The organism is Heliomicrobium undosum (genome assembly GCF_009877425.1).
Classification (GTDB): Bacteria; Bacillota; Desulfitobacteriia; order Heliobacteriales; family Heliobacteriaceae; genus Heliomicrobium; species Heliomicrobium undosum.
Window position 1 is genome coordinate 129,573 of record NZ_WXEY01000003.1, and the last position, 14,924, is coordinate 144,496.

At 60.9% G+C, this 14,924-nt stretch carries 12 protein-coding genes; all 12 read left to right on the forward strand.

What is annotated here, in order from left to right:
- Window positions 1–10 precede the first annotated feature (10 nt).
- The 12 genes from GTO91_RS04405 (at window position 11) to murC (ending at window position 14,903) form a co-directional block, all read left to right on the forward strand.
- On the forward strand, window positions 11–577 hold the full coding sequence (locus tag GTO91_RS04405) for a UbiX family flavin prenyltransferase (RefSeq protein ID WP_161255450.1): 567 nt from the start codon (window positions 11–13) through the stop codon (window positions 575–577).
- Between the two features lie 165 nt (window positions 578–742).
- Window positions 743–1,174 carry a division/cell wall cluster transcriptional repressor MraZ gene (gene mraZ, locus GTO91_RS04410; RefSeq protein WP_161255452.1) on the forward strand — a complete coding sequence of 144 codons (432 nt, stop codon included), beginning with the start codon at window positions 743–745 and terminating at the stop codon, window positions 1,172–1,174.
- Between the two features lie 56 nt (window positions 1,175–1,230).
- Window positions 1,231–2,172 (forward strand): 16S rRNA (cytosine(1402)-N(4))-methyltransferase RsmH, encoded by a 942-nt coding sequence (gene rsmH / locus GTO91_RS04415; protein ID WP_161255455.1) that lies wholly within the window; start codon window positions 1,231–1,233, stop codon window positions 2,170–2,172.
- Between the two features lie 34 nt (window positions 2,173–2,206).
- On the forward strand, window positions 2,207–2,767 hold the full coding sequence (locus GTO91_RS04420) for an FtsB/FtsL family cell division protein (RefSeq protein WP_161255458.1): 561 nt from the start codon (window positions 2,207–2,209) through the stop codon (window positions 2,765–2,767).
- Between the two features lie 145 nt (window positions 2,768–2,912).
- On the forward strand, window positions 2,913–5,063 hold the full coding sequence (locus tag GTO91_RS04425; protein ID WP_161255461.1) for a stage V sporulation protein D: 2,151 nt from the start codon (window positions 2,913–2,915) through the stop codon (window positions 5,061–5,063).
- Between the two features lie 170 nt (window positions 5,064–5,233).
- Window positions 5,234–6,814 (forward strand): UDP-N-acetylmuramoyl-L-alanyl-D-glutamate--2,6-diaminopimelate ligase, encoded by a 1,581-nt coding sequence (locus GTO91_RS04430; RefSeq protein WP_235919104.1) that lies wholly within the window; start codon window positions 5,234–5,236, stop codon window positions 6,812–6,814.
- Window positions 6,801–8,297, forward strand: coding sequence for a UDP-N-acetylmuramoyl-tripeptide--D-alanyl-D-alanine ligase (locus GTO91_RS04435; RefSeq protein WP_161255463.1), 1,497 nt, complete (start codon window positions 6,801–6,803; stop codon window positions 8,295–8,297). The genes GTO91_RS04430 and GTO91_RS04435 overlap by 14 nt, the downstream gene beginning before the upstream one ends.
- A gap of 14 nt (window positions 8,298–8,311) precedes the next feature.
- Window positions 8,312–9,277, forward strand: coding sequence for a phospho-N-acetylmuramoyl-pentapeptide-transferase (gene mraY / locus GTO91_RS04440; protein ID WP_161255466.1), 966 nt, complete (start codon window positions 8,312–8,314; stop codon window positions 9,275–9,277).
- Between the two features lie 354 nt (window positions 9,278–9,631).
- Window positions 9,632–11,041, forward strand: a complete 1,410-nt coding sequence (murD, locus tag GTO91_RS04445) for a UDP-N-acetylmuramoyl-L-alanine--D-glutamate ligase (protein ID WP_161255468.1) — start codon at window positions 9,632–9,634, stop codon at window positions 11,039–11,041.
- Between the two features lie 67 nt (window positions 11,042–11,108).
- Entirely contained in the window at window positions 11,109–12,206 is a 1,098-nt protein-coding gene (gene ftsW / locus GTO91_RS04450; RefSeq protein ID WP_161255471.1) for a putative lipid II flippase FtsW, read from the forward strand.
- A 13-nt stretch (window positions 12,207–12,219) separates the two neighbouring features.
- The gene (gene murG, locus GTO91_RS04455; protein WP_235919105.1) at window positions 12,220–13,365 is read left to right on the forward strand and encodes an undecaprenyldiphospho-muramoylpentapeptide beta-N-acetylglucosaminyltransferase; all 1,146 of its coding nucleotides are present in this window, start codon (window positions 12,220–12,222) and stop codon (window positions 13,363–13,365) included.
- Window positions 13,366–13,508: 143 nt separating this feature from the next.
- Complete coding sequence (gene murC / locus GTO91_RS04460) at window positions 13,509–14,903, forward strand: UDP-N-acetylmuramate--L-alanine ligase (RefSeq protein ID WP_161255897.1); 1,395 nt, start codon at window positions 13,509–13,511, stop codon at window positions 14,901–14,903.
- The last annotated feature ends 21 nt before the right edge of the window (window positions 14,904–14,924 follow it).

Sequence of the window (14,924 nt, forward strand, 5' to 3'; positions counted from 1 at the left end):
CGACGGGGGAATGACGGTATTGGACTGGATTGTGGGGATCACGGGAGCAAGCGGCTCCATTTACGGCCTGCGGCTGATCGAGACGATGCAGGAATTAGGGATGTGTCCCCACCTCGTCGTTTCCGAGGCCGGTGAGCGCGTCCTGCGGGAAGAGACAGGCAAGTCCCTGGCCGAGGTCGCTGCGGGGTGCCGCCTTCATGACGTGCGAGATGTAGGGGCCGCCATCGCCTCCGGTTCCTTCCCGGCGGCAGGCATGATCGTCATCCCCTGTTCGATGCACACAGTGGCGGCCATGGCCCTCGGTCTCGCCGACAACCTGCTTACCCGTGCCGCTGATGTGACGCTGAAAGAGGGACGGCCGCTGATTGTCGTCCCCCGGGAGACGCCGCTGCACCTGATCCACCTGGAAAACCTGAGGCGCCTCGCCCAAGCGGGGGCGAGGATCGTTCCGGCCATGCCGGCTTTCTATCACCGGCCAACGACGATGATCGAATTGGTGGACTTCGTGGTGGGGAAGGTTCTGGATCAGGCTGGCATCACACACCAGTTATTCAAGCGATGGGGGGAGACGGAATAATCCCCCAAAATGCATAGGACTTGAGGGACCCCGGGCACAGGACCGGGGTCCTTTTTTCATCTTTACCCTAAATTTTTCCTCAAACAAGGCAGGAAAACCGGGCGATGCGTGGAATGAAGTGGTGTGCAGTGGTAGAAAAGTGGTTTAAAGTGGTGGGACACGCCGATGTTCATGGGGGAATACCAGCATGCCATCGATCCGAAAGGCCGGTTGTTTATGCCGGCCCGCTTGCGGGAGTCCCTGGGCGAGGCCTTTGTGGCCACCAAGGGGCTTGATGGTTGTTTGTTCGTATACCCCAAGGAAGAGTGGAAACGGCTCGAAGAAAAGCTGAAGGCGCTCCCCTTCACGCGGGCCGACGCCCGGGCTTTTCAACGGTTCTTCTTCTCCGGCGCCGGCGAATGTGAAGTGGACAAGCAGGGCAGAATACTGGTTCCCGCTCACCTGCGCGAACATGCGGCCTTGGAAAAAGACGTCGTCATTATCGGCGCCGGCGCTCGCGTGGAGATCTGGAGCCAGGAGCGCTGGAGAGAGTATAACGAGAAAGCGGCGCCATCCTATGAAGAGGTGGCGGAGAAACTGATCGACTTTGACCTGTAGGTTGACCGGGCCGGTTTTCGGCGACGGGTCGCCGATCACTGGACGGAGGTTGCCCTATGGTTTTTCATCACATCCCCGTGTTGTTGCATCAGGTGCTGGAGGTGTTGCAACCGCGCCCCGAGGGTGTCTACTTGGACGGAACGGTGGGTGGCGGCGGTCACAGCGCGGCAATATTGGAAAAGATATCGGGACGAGGGAGGTTGATCGGACTTGATCAGGACCCGACAGCCCTTGCGGCGGCCGGGCGCAACCTAGCCTCTTTCGGTGACCGGGTGACGCTGGTGCGGTCCAATTTCCGCCGCATCGGCGCTGTCGTCGCTGAACTGGGCCTCATGGGGAAGATCGACGGAATCCTGCTCGATATCGGCGTCTCCTCTCACCAACTGGATGAGGCGGAACGAGGGTTTACCTACCGGATGGATGCTCCCCTCGACATGCGGATGAACCCCGAGAGCGCGCTGACAGCGGCCAAATTGCTCAATGAAGCGCCAGAAGGGGAGATCGCTCGCATCCTCCGCGATTACGGCGAAGAGCGGTGGGCGAAACGGATCGCCCAGTTTATCGTGAAGCGCCGTGCCGAACAAGCCCTGGAGCGGACGGGCGAACTGGTCGATATCATCCGCGCCGCCATCCCGGCGGCGGCCCGCCAGGAAGGAGGGCACCCGGCGAAGCGGACCTTTCAGGCCCTGCGGATCGCTGTCAACGATGAACTCGGGGCGCTGGAAGAGGCGCTGCCTGCGGCTTTGGAGGCCCTTGCCCCGGGCGGCAGGTTGGCCGTGATCAGCTTCCACTCCCTGGAAGATCGGATCGTCAAGAACTTTTTTGCGGAACAGGCGAGAGGTTGCCTCTGTCCGCCGGACTTCCCTGTCTGCGCCTGTGGAAATCGGCCGAAGGTGAAGATCATCACCAGAAAACCGCTGGTCGGTTCCGACGAGGAGATGCAAGCAAACCCCCGCGCTCAGAGCGCCAAGCTGAGGGCGGCCGAGAAAATAGGATAAGAGGGTCTTCTAGAGGACGAGGAGGTTGCATAGGTTGAAACAAGCCACCGCCCGTGTGCTCGACCATTTCGAGGATGTACGGCCGGCATCGCCTCCGCCTGAAGCGCCGAAAGTCGTCCCGAAAGTGAAGGTCAGCGGAAAAAACAAGCGGCAGGTCATCACCGCCGCATTCTTGGTGATGGCCTGCGGGATCACTGTCGTTTCGCAGTATGCCGCCGTGGCCTTTGAGGCCAAGACGGTGAACCAGTTGCGCTCCGATCTGACGAAAGAGAAAAACGCCTTGGACCACCTGCGGGTAGATGTGAACCGGCTTAAATCGCTGGAGCGCGTGGAAACGGTGGCAATAAGTAAAATGGGCATGCAGAGGCCGAAATATGAAAAGGTGCTCGCCATCTCCGGAGCGACCGGGGCTGCCAAGGCGGGCGCGGCCGGGGCGACGCTCGCAGCGGCTAGCGTAAGCCAGGGGGCCGAGAAAACCGGTGAGGACAGAACACAAACTGCAGCGGCCGATCCGGAACAGGCGCCTGTCGGCGATAATCCCTTCGCTGCCGCCGTCACGCGCTTCTTTCAACGCATCACCTTTGGTATGCTCTGATCCGAGGCTCGAAAGCCCCCTTGCCCTTGGTGAGAAATTGATCCTATAATGGTAGGCGTGGAAGGTCGGGCCCGTGTGTCCAGGCGATTCCTCCCGGGATTGGCCTGGGAGGTTTTGGTTTTTATGGGAATAAGGGGAGGATAATGTGTTCGCCACACCGGTACAGGTGCGTAAACGAACGACACAGGTTTTCCTGTTTTTCACCGTACTGGTCGGCATCCTGATCCTGCGTCTCTTTTGGGTTCAGGTCGTCAACGGCGCCTTCTACTCAGCCAAGGCCGAGGAGGTTCGTCTGCGCGATCTGCCGGTGGAAGCAAAACGGGGAACCATTTACGATCGCAACATGAATTCGCTCGCCGTGTCGGTGAGCGTTGATTCTGTCGTCGCCAACCCGCGAGAGGTAAACGGCTCAGAACGGGGGAGGGAGATTGCCGCCGAACTGGCTCGCGTCCTCGAAATGGATCAGGAACGGGTGTTCAAGCTGATCACGCAGCCGGACGTGGGCTTTGTCTGGGTCAAACGGAAAGTCGAACCCGATAAGATCGAGCAACTGCGCAACTCGCCAGTCAAGCTGACAGGCATCGGCTACATCCCGGAAAGCAAGCGTTATTACGAAAAGGGCAAACTGGCCTCGCACATCCTGGGGATCACCGATACGGACGCCCGGGGCCTGGAAGGGCTTGAAATGCTCTTTGACCAAGACCTGCGCGGTCTGCCGGGCAAGCTGGTGGCCGAGTATGACGCCCGCAACCGCGAGATGCCCCAGGCCGAACACGCCTTCATTCGCCCCGTCGACGGGCACAGCCTCGTGCTGACCATCGATGAGACGGTCCAGTACATCGTAGAACGGGAACTGGATAAGCTCGAACGGGAACGAAAGCCCAAAGGCGCCACCGTCATCGTCATGGACGTGAAGACCGGCCGCATCCTGGGCATGTCGAACCGTCCCACCTATGATCCCAACGACCGGGGCAAGTATCCTGACGCCGCCCGCCGCAGCCGGGCGATCAGCGACGCCTATGAGCCTGGGTCCACCTTCAAGATTGTCACCGCCAGCGCCGCCCTGGAAGAGGGCGCTGTCAAGGAATCGGACCGCTTTTTTGACCCCGGATACGCGATCGTCGGCGACCGCCGCGTGCGCTGTTGGAAAGACGGCGGCCACGGCGCCCAGACCTTTACCGAGGTGGTTCAAAACTCCTGCAACCCAGGCTTCATTCAGATCGGCATGAATCTCGGCCTCCCCAAGTTTTACAACTACCTGAAGGCTTTCGGCTTCGGTCAGCCGACAGGGATCACCCTGAACGGGGAGGCGGCGGGCATCCTGGTGCCGGAGAAGACGGCCAAGCCGATCGACCTGGCCACCATGTCCATCGGTCAGGCTAACGCCGTCACACCGATCCAACTGATCACCGCTGTGTCGGCGGTGGCCAACGGCGGGAAACTGATGAAGCCCCAACTGGTCGAAAAGATACTCGACGCCCAGGGTTCGGTGATCAAGACCTTCGAGCCTGAGGTCGTCCGTCAGGTCGTATCCAAGGAGACGGCCGAAAAGGTCAACCTGATCCTGGAGAAGGTCGTATCCAAAGGGACGGGCATCAACGCCTATATTGAGGGTCACCGGGTGGGCGGCAAAACAGGCACGGCTCAGAAGATCAAGCCCGGCGGCGGCTACATGGAAGGCGAGTATGTGGCGTCTTTTGTCGGCATCGCCCCGGCCAATGATCCGGCCATCGCCTGTCTCGTTGTTGTCGATGCGCCGCAGGGAGAGCCCCATTTCGGTGGCCTGGTGGCGGCGCCCATCTTCAAGGCCGTCGTGGCCGATGTGCTGCGCCACCTGGGGATTCAACCTCAGGTCCTTCCCGCCGAGGTTCCGGCGGTCACTACAGACGGCGTGAAGGAAATCGCAGTCCCGCAGGTGACCGGTCTCAGCGAAGAGGAAGCGGAGCAGCGGGTGATGCGCGTCGGGCTGAGCGTAGCGACAGAAGGCTTCGGCGTCCGTGTCGTCAATCAGTCTCCCAAACCTGGCGAAAAGGTGGCGCCCCAGACCGCGGTAATTCTTTACCTGGGCGACGATGAAAAAGCTGCCCGGGCAGCGCCAGGAGAAGAAGTGATCTGCCCCGACGTGACGGGAAAAGGGATCAAACAGGCCGGCGATCTGTTGGCCAAAGCGGGTCTCTCCTTTGAACCGGTCGGGAGCGGTCTCGCGAAAGGGCAGAGCGTCAAGGGCGGCCGCAAGGTGCCGGTGGGCACGGTGGTTCGCGTCGAATTTGCGCCCGTCGACGAAAGCGGTCCCTAAGGGGTAGTCAGCGCGGAAACCCCTATGTATCAAAGGGCGCCGCGGTTGAAAATAAACTGTAATGGTAATGATTATTAACAACGAACAGAAATTGCATGACTTTCCGCCGGCCTTTCGCCGGCGGGAAGCTCTGTCGGTTGACGCTGATGGGCGTAAGGAGGGGAGCCCCCTTGGAACTGATACACTTGCTTGCAGATATTGAAGTATGCGACATTCGCCCTTCTGGGAACAGTGCAGCTGCGCCGCTCGCCGGCGCAGCTGGCGGCAATCCGTTTTTCGGACAGAAAATCTCGGGGCTCGCCTATGACTCCCGGCGGGTGCAGCCGGGTTTTCTCTTTTTTTGTGTACCCGGTCAAAAGACGGACGGCCACCGCTTTGCCGCTGATGCTGTCGGTCGCGGCGCTGCGGCCCTGGTGGTGGAACGCTATGTTGACGTCGATGCGCCCCAGATCCGTGTACCTTCGACGCGGAAAAGCATGGCTCAGGCTGCGCGTGTTTTTTATGGCAACCCGTCGGGCCGGATGCTGATGGTTGGGGTGACCGGCACGAACGGCAAGACGACGACGACCCACCTTGTGGAGGCGATTCTCACCGCCCAGGGGCGCCGGGTCGGATTGATCGGCACAAACGGCAACCGCCTGGGCGACAAGTCCTGGCCGGCGGAACATACGACGCCTGAATCGCTCGATCTGCAGGCTTTGCTGGCGGAGATGGCCGGCGAGGGCGCCGATGCGGCCGTCATGGAGGTATCCTCCCATGCCCTCGACCAACTGCGGGTGCTGGGCGTCGACTTCGATCTAGCCCTCTTCACCAATCTGACGCAGGACCACCTCGATTACCACGAGACACTGGAGCGGTACCGGGACGCGAAGGGGATCCTTTTTCGCGAACTTACAGGCGTGATGAAGGGCGCCAAAGAGGCGAATTCTTCGGGAGCGACTCCTGAAGCGACACCCCTGCAAGGGGGGCCGAAAAGGGCGATCATCAACGCTGATGATCCCAACGCCGGCTTTTTCATCGCTGCCAGCGCGGCGCCGGTGATCACCTATGGCATCGACGCTGATGCCATGATCAAAGGGCGCGACTGGACGGTCACACCGCAAGGCCTGACCTGTGATGTCCTTTACCCAGGCGGGGAGGTTCGCCTGAACCTGCAACTGACGGGACGATTCAACCTTTCGAATGCCCTGGCTGCTTTCGCTGCCGGCTGGGCCGCCGGGATCGACCCGGAGGCGATCGCCGCCGCTCTGGGCACGGTGACAGGCGTGGCAGGGCGGTTCGAGCGGATCGACCTGGGACAGCCTTTCAGTGTCATCGTCGACTACGCCCATACGCCTGACGGTTTGGAAAATGTGCTTGTTACCGCCCGGGCGCTGGCCCAAGGACGGGTGATCACCGTCTTCGGCTGCGGCGGAGACCGGGACCGGACAAAGCGCCCGAAGATGGGGGCGGTTGTGGCCCGCCTCAGCGATGTGGCGATCGTCACCTCTGACAACCCGCGCACAGAAGACCCCCAGCGGATCATCGAGGATATCCTGCCGGGCTTGGCGGATGGTGTTGATGTCCATGTCGAACCGGACCGGTCATCGGCCATCGCTCTGGCGCTGTCGCTGGCCCAGCCGGGTGATCTGGTGATGATCGCCGGCAAGGGTCATGAGACCTACCAGATCGTTGGCGCAAAAGTGCTCCCTTTCGATGATCGCCAGATCGCCCGCGAGCGGCTGAGGGGGATGGGCTATGATCGGCGTTGACCTTTCTCTCCTGGCTGAGTGGATGCTGGGAAAAGTCGAGGGCGAGGGAACAGCCCTCATCTCCGGCACAGCCGTTGTGGACAGCCGGAAGGTGGCGCCCGGGGATGTCTTTTTCGCCCTCCCTGGAGAAAAGGTCGACGGCCATGACTTTGTTCCGGCTGCTTTGGCGGCTGGCGCCGCCTGCGCCGTCGTCCGCCGAATGGACGATGGCTGGAAGGCGGCCCTCCGGCCGGGTCAGGGGCTGATCCTTGTCGACGACGGCTTGCAGGCGCTGCAGGACTGCGCCCGCCACTACCGAACGCAACTGGCCATCCCTGTCATCGCCGTCACCGGATCGACAGGCAAGACATCGACGAAGGACCTGCTGGCGGCGGCTGTCGGCGCACAATTGGATGTGATGAAAAGCCCCGGCAATTTTAATAATGAAATCGGTCTTCCGCTGACCCTGTTGGGGGTTCAGGAACACCACCAAGCGCTGATCGTGGAGATGGGGATGCGTGGCGAGGGGCAGATCGCCGCGCTCTGCCGCATCGCCCGCCCCGATGTGGGCCTTTTGACGAATATCGGCCCTGTTCACATGGAACTGCTCGGGAGCATGGAGGCCATTGGCCGCGCCAAGGGGGAATTGCTGCAGTCGCTTCCCGAAAAGGGGAAGGCGGTTGTTAACGGCGAGGATCGGCGGGTTGTGGCCGAGACACTGTCCAGCCGCTGCCCTGTCGTCTATGCCGGGACATCCCCGGAGGCGTTGGCCGATGGGCTCATCGCAGGCGGCCTGAATCCCGCCGAGCCGGTGCAGGCGATCTGGGCGACGGAGGTGGAACCCCTCGGCGAACAGGGTTCACGCGTGGCCGGCGCTTTCGGCGCCTTTATCCCTGAACAGGCTGCTGGGAATGGGGAGTCGACCTTTGAGTTTTTGCTGCCCCTGCCGGGGCGGCATCAGGTGTCTAACGCCCTCCTGGCGTTGGCCGCCGCCAGGGCCGTCGGGGTAGATCCTGCGGCGGCAGCCGGCGGATTGGCACAAGCCCGGCTCTCTTCGCTGCGCTGGGAGACGCGCCGTTTTGATTGCGCAGTCACCTTGATCAACGACGCCTACAACGCCAACCCTGCGGCCATGACGGCTGCTCTGACGACAGCCGCTGAATTGGCCGGACCGGGTCGCCTTGTCGCCGTACTGGGGGACATGTATGAACTGGGTCCCGAGGCGGCTGAATACCACCGGCAGGTGGGGCGCCAAGCTGCCAAACTGGGCGTAGGCCTGCTGGTTTCGGTGGGAACCCTCGGCGCCTGCATCACTGACGGCGCCATCGAAGCCGGCATGACGCCGGAACGGATTCGTCGCTTCGCCGACGCTGAAACAGCGGCTGCAGCGTTGCCGGGACAAGTGGAAGAAGACGATGTGATCCTGATCAAGGCATCCCGAGGCATGCGTTTGGAGCGAGTGGCCCATGCCCTCGCAGATACACTGGCGAATCGGCGCCGCTGAGGAGAACGTGAACCATGCAGAAAATGGTATGGGCCTTTATTGTCGCCGGCGCGGCCGGATTGTTGCTCGGTCCCTGGCTGATCCCCTACCTTCGCCGGCTGAAGTTCGGCCAGAGCATACGTGAGGAGGGGCCGAAAGGACATCAGCGCAAGGCGGGAACACCCACCATGGGGGGCGTCCTCTTTCTGATCGCCGTCCCTGTGGCCGTCCTTGCGACGGCCGGATTCACGCCTCTATCGGGAGTCCTCTTGCTGGGCCTGCTCGGCTTCGGGCTTATCGGTTTTATTGACGATTACATTAAAGTGGTGAAAAAGCGAAACCTCGGCTTGCGGGCTTGGCAGAAATTCACCGGCCAAATTATCTTGTCTCTGATTTTAATCTACAGCGTCGTCCATGGGATTGATCGGGGAACATCCCTGTACATACCGGGATTCGATGTCTGGTGGGATGCCGGGGCGCTCTACTACCCGCTGGCATTGCTCTTGATTGTGGGAACGACAAACGCCGTCAACCTGGCAGACGGTCTCGACGGGCTGGCGGCCGGCATGACCTTCTGGGTGGCCCTTGCCTTTGCTGCCATCGCATCGGCGGGGACATCCGATGTCACAGCCGCCTTCGCCGCCGCCCTCGCCGGCGGCTGCATCGGATTTTTGTTCTTCAACCACCATCCCGCCCGTATGTTTATGGGTGACACAGGCTCACTGGCCTTAGGCGGCGCCGTCGCCACACTGGCCCTGCTGACCCGGACAGAACTGATCCTCCCCGTACTCGGCGCCGTCTTCGTCGCCGAAACCCTCTCCGTGATCCTGCAGGTGGCCTCCTTCAAGCTAACAGGCAAACGCATCTTCCGGATGAGCCCCCTGCATCACCACTTCGAACTGGGCGGCTGGCACGAAACGAGCGTCGTCTACACCTTCTGGGCCGCCTCCCTCATCTCCGCCTTCCTCGGGGTACTGCTCGCGATGCCTATTCGTTTCTAAAAATCACCGCAAATGTTTCGTAGGGGTTGTTTGCTCCGTGAGCGGTTTGAGCGGAGCGGGATTAATAGTGTACCCCCAACCGCAATATCAAAAAACGATGTAGAACAAACCTTAAAGACGGTAACCCAGCAAAGCAACGAATCATCGCAAATGTTTCGTAGGGGTTGTTTGCTCTGTGAGCGGTTTGAGCGGAGCGGCGAAAAGTGAGCGAAGCCCGCGAAGCGTTAAGGGGCGCCACGGTTCACATGCAGAACAGCCCAGAGGTTTGGCGCCCCAGCGTAGCGGGCGTAGCGAACCGCCGCGCAGCTCTTAGCGAACGGAGCAAACAACCCCGAAGAGAAAGGATTGACACCCTTGACCAACCGCTGGCAAGACGGACGCAAAACACTGGTCGTAGGCGCCGGCAAAAGCGGCATCGCGGCCGCCCGCACACTGGCCCGTCTGGGCGCCTCCGTCACCCTTTGCGATACAAAAGCACTGGAAGACCTGTCATGTCGGAAAGAACTGGAGGCAGCCGGCGTGGCCCTTCACGGCGGCGGTTATCCGTCCCTTCGGGAAGGGGGCTACTGTGAAGTCGTCATGAGTCCCGGCGTTCCCCTGATCGTGCCCCCGGCGCGGGAAGCGCAGGAGCGGGGGATCGCCGTCACGGGGGAACTGGAGATCGCCTACCTTTTGTCTCCGGCGCCTTTCATCGCCATCACAGGCACCAACGGCAAGACGACGACAACCTCACTGGTGGGCGCCATCCTTAAGGCAGCAGGCTGGAACCCCTTTGTCGGGGGGAACATCGGCCAGCCGCTCGTGGAAGAGGCGCAGAACCTCACTGCTGATCGCTGGGTCGTGGCTGAGGTCTCCTCCTTCCAATTGGAGACGACCGATCAGTTTCATCCCCGCGCTTCCATGATCCTGAACATCACCCCTGACCATCTCGACCGTCACGGCGACATGGAAAACTACCGCGCCATCAAAGCGCGCATTTTCCGAAACCAGGGCGGCGACCGGGGGAACGAGGACATCACCGTCCTCAACTACGATGATCCACTGGTGCGAACACTGGCAGCCGACTGTCGGAGCCGGGTCCTTTGCTTCAGCCGGCTGCAGAAGATGGAGCATGGCGCTTACGTTGACGGCGGGATGATCCGTTTTGCTGGACCGGAGGGCGACATCCCCGTTGTCGCCGTCGACCGATTGCAGATCAAAGGCGCCCACAACGTGGAAAACGCCTTGGCCGCCTGCGCCGTCACCGTAGGCCTCGGCATTGCTCCCGCTGTGGTCGCCCAGGCGATGATTGATTTTCAGCCGGTCGAACACCGCATGGAGCCTGCCGGAACGGTGGCCGGCGTAGCCTATGTGAACGACTCGAAAGGGACGAATCCTGACGCTTCCATCAAAGCGATTGAATCGTACGACAGGCCGGTGATCCTGATCGCCGGAGGAAAGAACAAGGGCAGCGATTTCAGCGAACTGGCGGAGATCATCAAAAAACGGGTGAAGGCGGTTGTCCTTGTCGGCCAGGCAGCGCCGGTACTTGAAGCCGCTCTCCGGAAGGTCGGCGTCGAATCGATCAAGCCTGTAGACACCTTTGAAGCCACTGTTCTTGAAGCTGCGCGGATGGCCGAACCGGGGGATGTGGTCCTCTTGAGTCCGGCCTGCGCCAGTCTCGATATGTTCCCAAACTATGAGGTGCGGGGACAGGTATTTAAGGACCTTGTCCGGCAATTGGCCCAAGATCATGGGGACGAAAAGGATCAGCCGCCCTGCTGAAACAAAGCGGTGAGGCCGAAGCGGGCCGGCAGAATCTTGGTGATCGCCATTGAGGGGAGGAGAAAGCATGCGTCTAAAACCGAGGGCTCCCGATTTCACCATTTTTTTGGCCGTGATTCTCCTGCTCACATTCGGCATGATCATGGTGTTGAGCGCCAGTTCTGTCCGCGCCGCCTATGCCACCAACAATCCCTTTTACTTTTTCCAGCGGCAGGTCCTGTGGGCGCTGGCCGGGATTGTGGTCATGTTCGTGGTGGCGCGCATCGATTACCGGAGATTGGCGCCCTACAGCAAGCATTTCCTCATCTTCAGCATCCTCCTTTCTCTGGCCGTGTTCATTCCTGGCGTGGGGAAAAAGGTTCTGGGGGCGACTCGCTGGATAAACCTAGGGCCAGCCTCCTTTCAACCCTCCGAATTGTTGAAACTGTCGGTTATCATCTTTCTGTCACACAAGCTGTCCCAGAATCCGCATAAACTAGAAGACCTGAAAAGGGGTTTAGGGCCATATCTGCTCCTGATCGGGTTGATCGCTGGGCTGCTTCTCTTACAGCGCGATTTGGGAACGGCCATCGCCATCTGCGGCGCTATTTATTTGATGCTCTATGTGGGCGGCGCCAAGCCGCAACATATGCTTAGCCTGGGCTTCGCCGGCGTACTCGGGATCCTTGCCGCCGCCATCCTGGAACCCTACCGGATGCGACGACTCACTGGGTTTATCGATCCCTGGGCCGACCCGCTGGATTCAGGCTTTCACACCCTCCAGTCCCTCTTCGCCCTTGGATCGGGCGGGCTCTTCGGGGCGGGCATGGGTCAGAGCAAACAGAAGTATTTCTACCTGCCTGAACAACATACGGACTTCATTTTCGCGATTTTAGGCGAGGAATTGGGCTGGGTCGGCGTCGTCTGCGTGATCCTGCTCTTCTTCCTCCTCATCTGGCGCGGGATCCGGACGGCGGTGTCCTGTCCGGACGCTTTTGGCAGCCTCCTGGCCCTGGGTCTGACCGTCCAGGTGGGGCTGCAGGCGATCATCAACATGGGCGTCGTCAGCGGGCTCCTGCCAGTAACGGGCATCACACTGCCCTTCATCTCCTACGGTGGATCCTCCCTCGTCTTTTCCTTGATCGGCATCGGACTGTTGATCAACGTATCACGCTTTAGTCGATAACGGTGGTGGCAACATGAAGAATCAGGGGATGCATCGAAGAAAAAGAGTGTTTGTCGTCACCGGCGGGGGAACGGGAGGTCATATCTACCCGGCGCTGGCAATCGCCAGGGGCCTCCAGGAACGGTTTCCCGGTTCGACCATCCACTATGTCGGTGGAAAACGCGGATTGGAGAATACCATCGTTCCCCGGGAGGGCCTTCCCCTGACGACGGTACACTGCCGCGGCCTGGAACGCAGCCTCAGTTTGAGCAACCTGGCGGCCATCGGCGATACGGCCAGGGGGCTGGCCCAGTCGTACCGGTTGCTCCGGCGCCTCGGGGCTGATGCGGTCATCGGCACAGGCGGCTTTGTGGCCTTTCCGGTGGTCATGGCGGCCACCCTGGCCGGGATCCCGGCGCTGATTCATGAACAAAACGCCTTTCCCGGCGTGACGAACCGGCTCTTGGCGCCGCGAGCGGCTTCAGTCATGCTGACCTTTCCGGAGGCCGAAAAACGCCTGAAGGCAAAAAAGACGGTCGTTACCGGTCTTCCGATCCGGCCGGACATCCTTTCGGCGAAGCGGGAAGAAGGTCGCCGCTATTTCGGGCTGCCGGAGAGGTCGCAGGTTTTGCTGGCCGTGGGCGGCAGCCGGGGCGCCAAACGGTTGAACGAAGCCATGGTCTCCCTGGCTCGCCGGTGGGCCGGCGATCCCCGGCGGCAGGTCATCCACGTCACGGGGGAGGTCAATTACGAAGAGACGGTCGCCCAACTCAAGGCGGCCGGAATAAACTTGGATAAATGTGGAAACATTAATGTAATGCCATACCTGGATCGCATGGACTACGGGCTGGCCGCCTGCGACCTCTGCGTCGGCCGCGCCGGCGCCGCCTTCATCTCTGAGGTGACCGCCCGCGGTCTGCCGTCCATCCTGGTTCCCTATCCTCATGCGGCGGAAAACCATCAGGAGGCCAACGCCCGCAGTCTGGAAGCCGTCGGCGCCGCGCGGGTGATCATGGATCGCGAACTGGACGGCCAACGCCTGAGTGATACGGTGCAGGAGCTCTTGGAACAGCCGGACCGGATCGCGCAGATGGCAAAAGCGGCCAAAGGCGCCGGCAGGCCTGAGGCGTTAACGATGATACTCGATGAGATTTCGCGGGTGGTCATGTCCCGGAAGTAACCGGGACTTCTTTTTCACTCTTCATACGGACAAGCTCAGGAGCACTAGCGGGCAGGCTGCCATACTATGAAGCAGTCCCAGCCTGGCGGAAATACGGCAGCGATCAAGGTACAGTATTATCCCGGAAAGGAGCTGACAGATTGGTGTTGGCGAAGGGAACATGGTTGCATTTCATCGGCGTCGGCGGAACGGGCATGAGCGGCCTGGCCAGGGTGATGCTTCAACAGGGCTATAAGGTGAGCGGTTCTGATCTGGCCGATACAGCCGTCACACAGCGGCTTGTCAGCCAGGGCGCCAAGGTTTTTCAGGGACACCGGGAGGAGCACCTCCAACCGGGCGTCGATGTGGTCGTTGTGTCGACGGCGGTCAAAGCTGACAACCCGGAACTGCGCCTGGCAAGGGAGCGGAATCTGACGATCTGGCACAGGGCGGACCTGCTCGCCTGGTTGATGGAGCAAAAAAAGGGGATCGCCGTCGCTGGCGCCCACGGCAAAACGACGACGAGCGCCATGATCGGGCTGATGTTGGAACAGTGCGGTCTCGATCCAGCCATCATCGTCGGGGGAGAGATCCGGGAGATCGAGGGCAATGCCAAATGGGGTCAGGGCGATTTCATGGCCGCTGAGGCCGATGAGAGCGACCGTTCCTTCCTCAAGCTTTCCCCGTGGATGGCGGTGATCACCAACATTGAGGCGGACCATCTGGACCACTATCAATCCTTTGAGGCGATTGTGGAAGCTTTCTACCAGTTTACGGAGCGGGTGTCCGGCGACGGCATCCTGCTGCTCTGCGCCGATGACCCCCTCTTGCAGGAAATGGCGGAGAGGGTGACCACTCGCCGGGTGGTCACGTATGGTATGAAAGCAAGGGCCGATTATCGGGTTGTCGATCTGATTTGCACACCCGAAGGTTCGCAGGCGGACATCTTCCGCGGCGAAGAGCGGTTGGGCCGGCTTTTGCTTTCCGTTCCTGGGGAACACAACATCAGCAACGCCTTGGCGGCGGTGGCTTGCGCCGATCTGATCGGGGTTCCCTTTGCAGCCGCAGCCGCTGCTCTATCCCGTTTCGGGGGTGTTGGACGACGGTTCCAACGGATGGGGGAAGCCAAGGGTATTTCTGTCGTCGACGACTATGCCCACCATCCCACCGAGGTAAAGGCTACGCTGGCGGCGGCAAGGCAGACGCAACCGGGGCGGCTCGTCGCTGTTTTCCAGCCCCACCGGTATACACGCACGCGCGATCTCTACCGCGAGTTCGGCGAGGCTTTTGACGCCGCCGATGTAGTCGTCCTCAACGAGATCTATCCGGCCGGAGAAGCGCCCATTCCCGGTGTCTCATCTGGACTGATCATGGATGTCTATGAAAACCGATGCGGGCGCAAAGCCGTTTACGCGGCCGACAAGGAGGAACTCCTTCGCCGTCTGCAGGATCTTGTCAAGCCGGGTGATCTTGTGTTGACCATGGGGGCGGGCAACATCTGGATGGCCGGGCGTCAACTCCTAGAGGCACTGGAAGCCCGGCAGAGCGAGCAGGGGTAGAGGAAATGGGGCTGGAGGAAG

Bases quoted from the DNA above. Each gene is read 5' to 3' on its own strand.
- murG (WP_235919105.1), top strand. From the start codon at position 12,220: ATGAAGAATCAGGGGATGCATCGAAGAAAAAGAGTGTTTGTCGTCACC.
- mraY (WP_161255466.1), top strand. From the start codon at position 8,312: ATGCAGAAAATGGTATGGGCCTTTATTGTCGCCGGCGCGGCCGGATTG.
- GTO91_RS04405 (WP_161255450.1), top strand. From the start codon at position 11: ATGACGGTATTGGACTGGATTGTGGGGATCACGGGAGCAAGCGGCTCC.
- mraZ (WP_161255452.1), top strand. From the start codon at position 743: ATGTTCATGGGGGAATACCAGCATGCCATCGATCCGAAAGGCCGGTTG.
- GTO91_RS04435 (WP_161255463.1), top strand. From the start codon at position 6,801: ATGATCGGCGTTGACCTTTCTCTCCTGGCTGAGTGGATGCTGGGAAAA.
- rsmH (WP_161255455.1), top strand. From the start codon at position 1,231: ATGGTTTTTCATCACATCCCCGTGTTGTTGCATCAGGTGCTGGAGGTG.
- ftsW (WP_161255471.1), top strand. From the start codon at position 11,109: ATGCGTCTAAAACCGAGGGCTCCCGATTTCACCATTTTTTTGGCCGTG.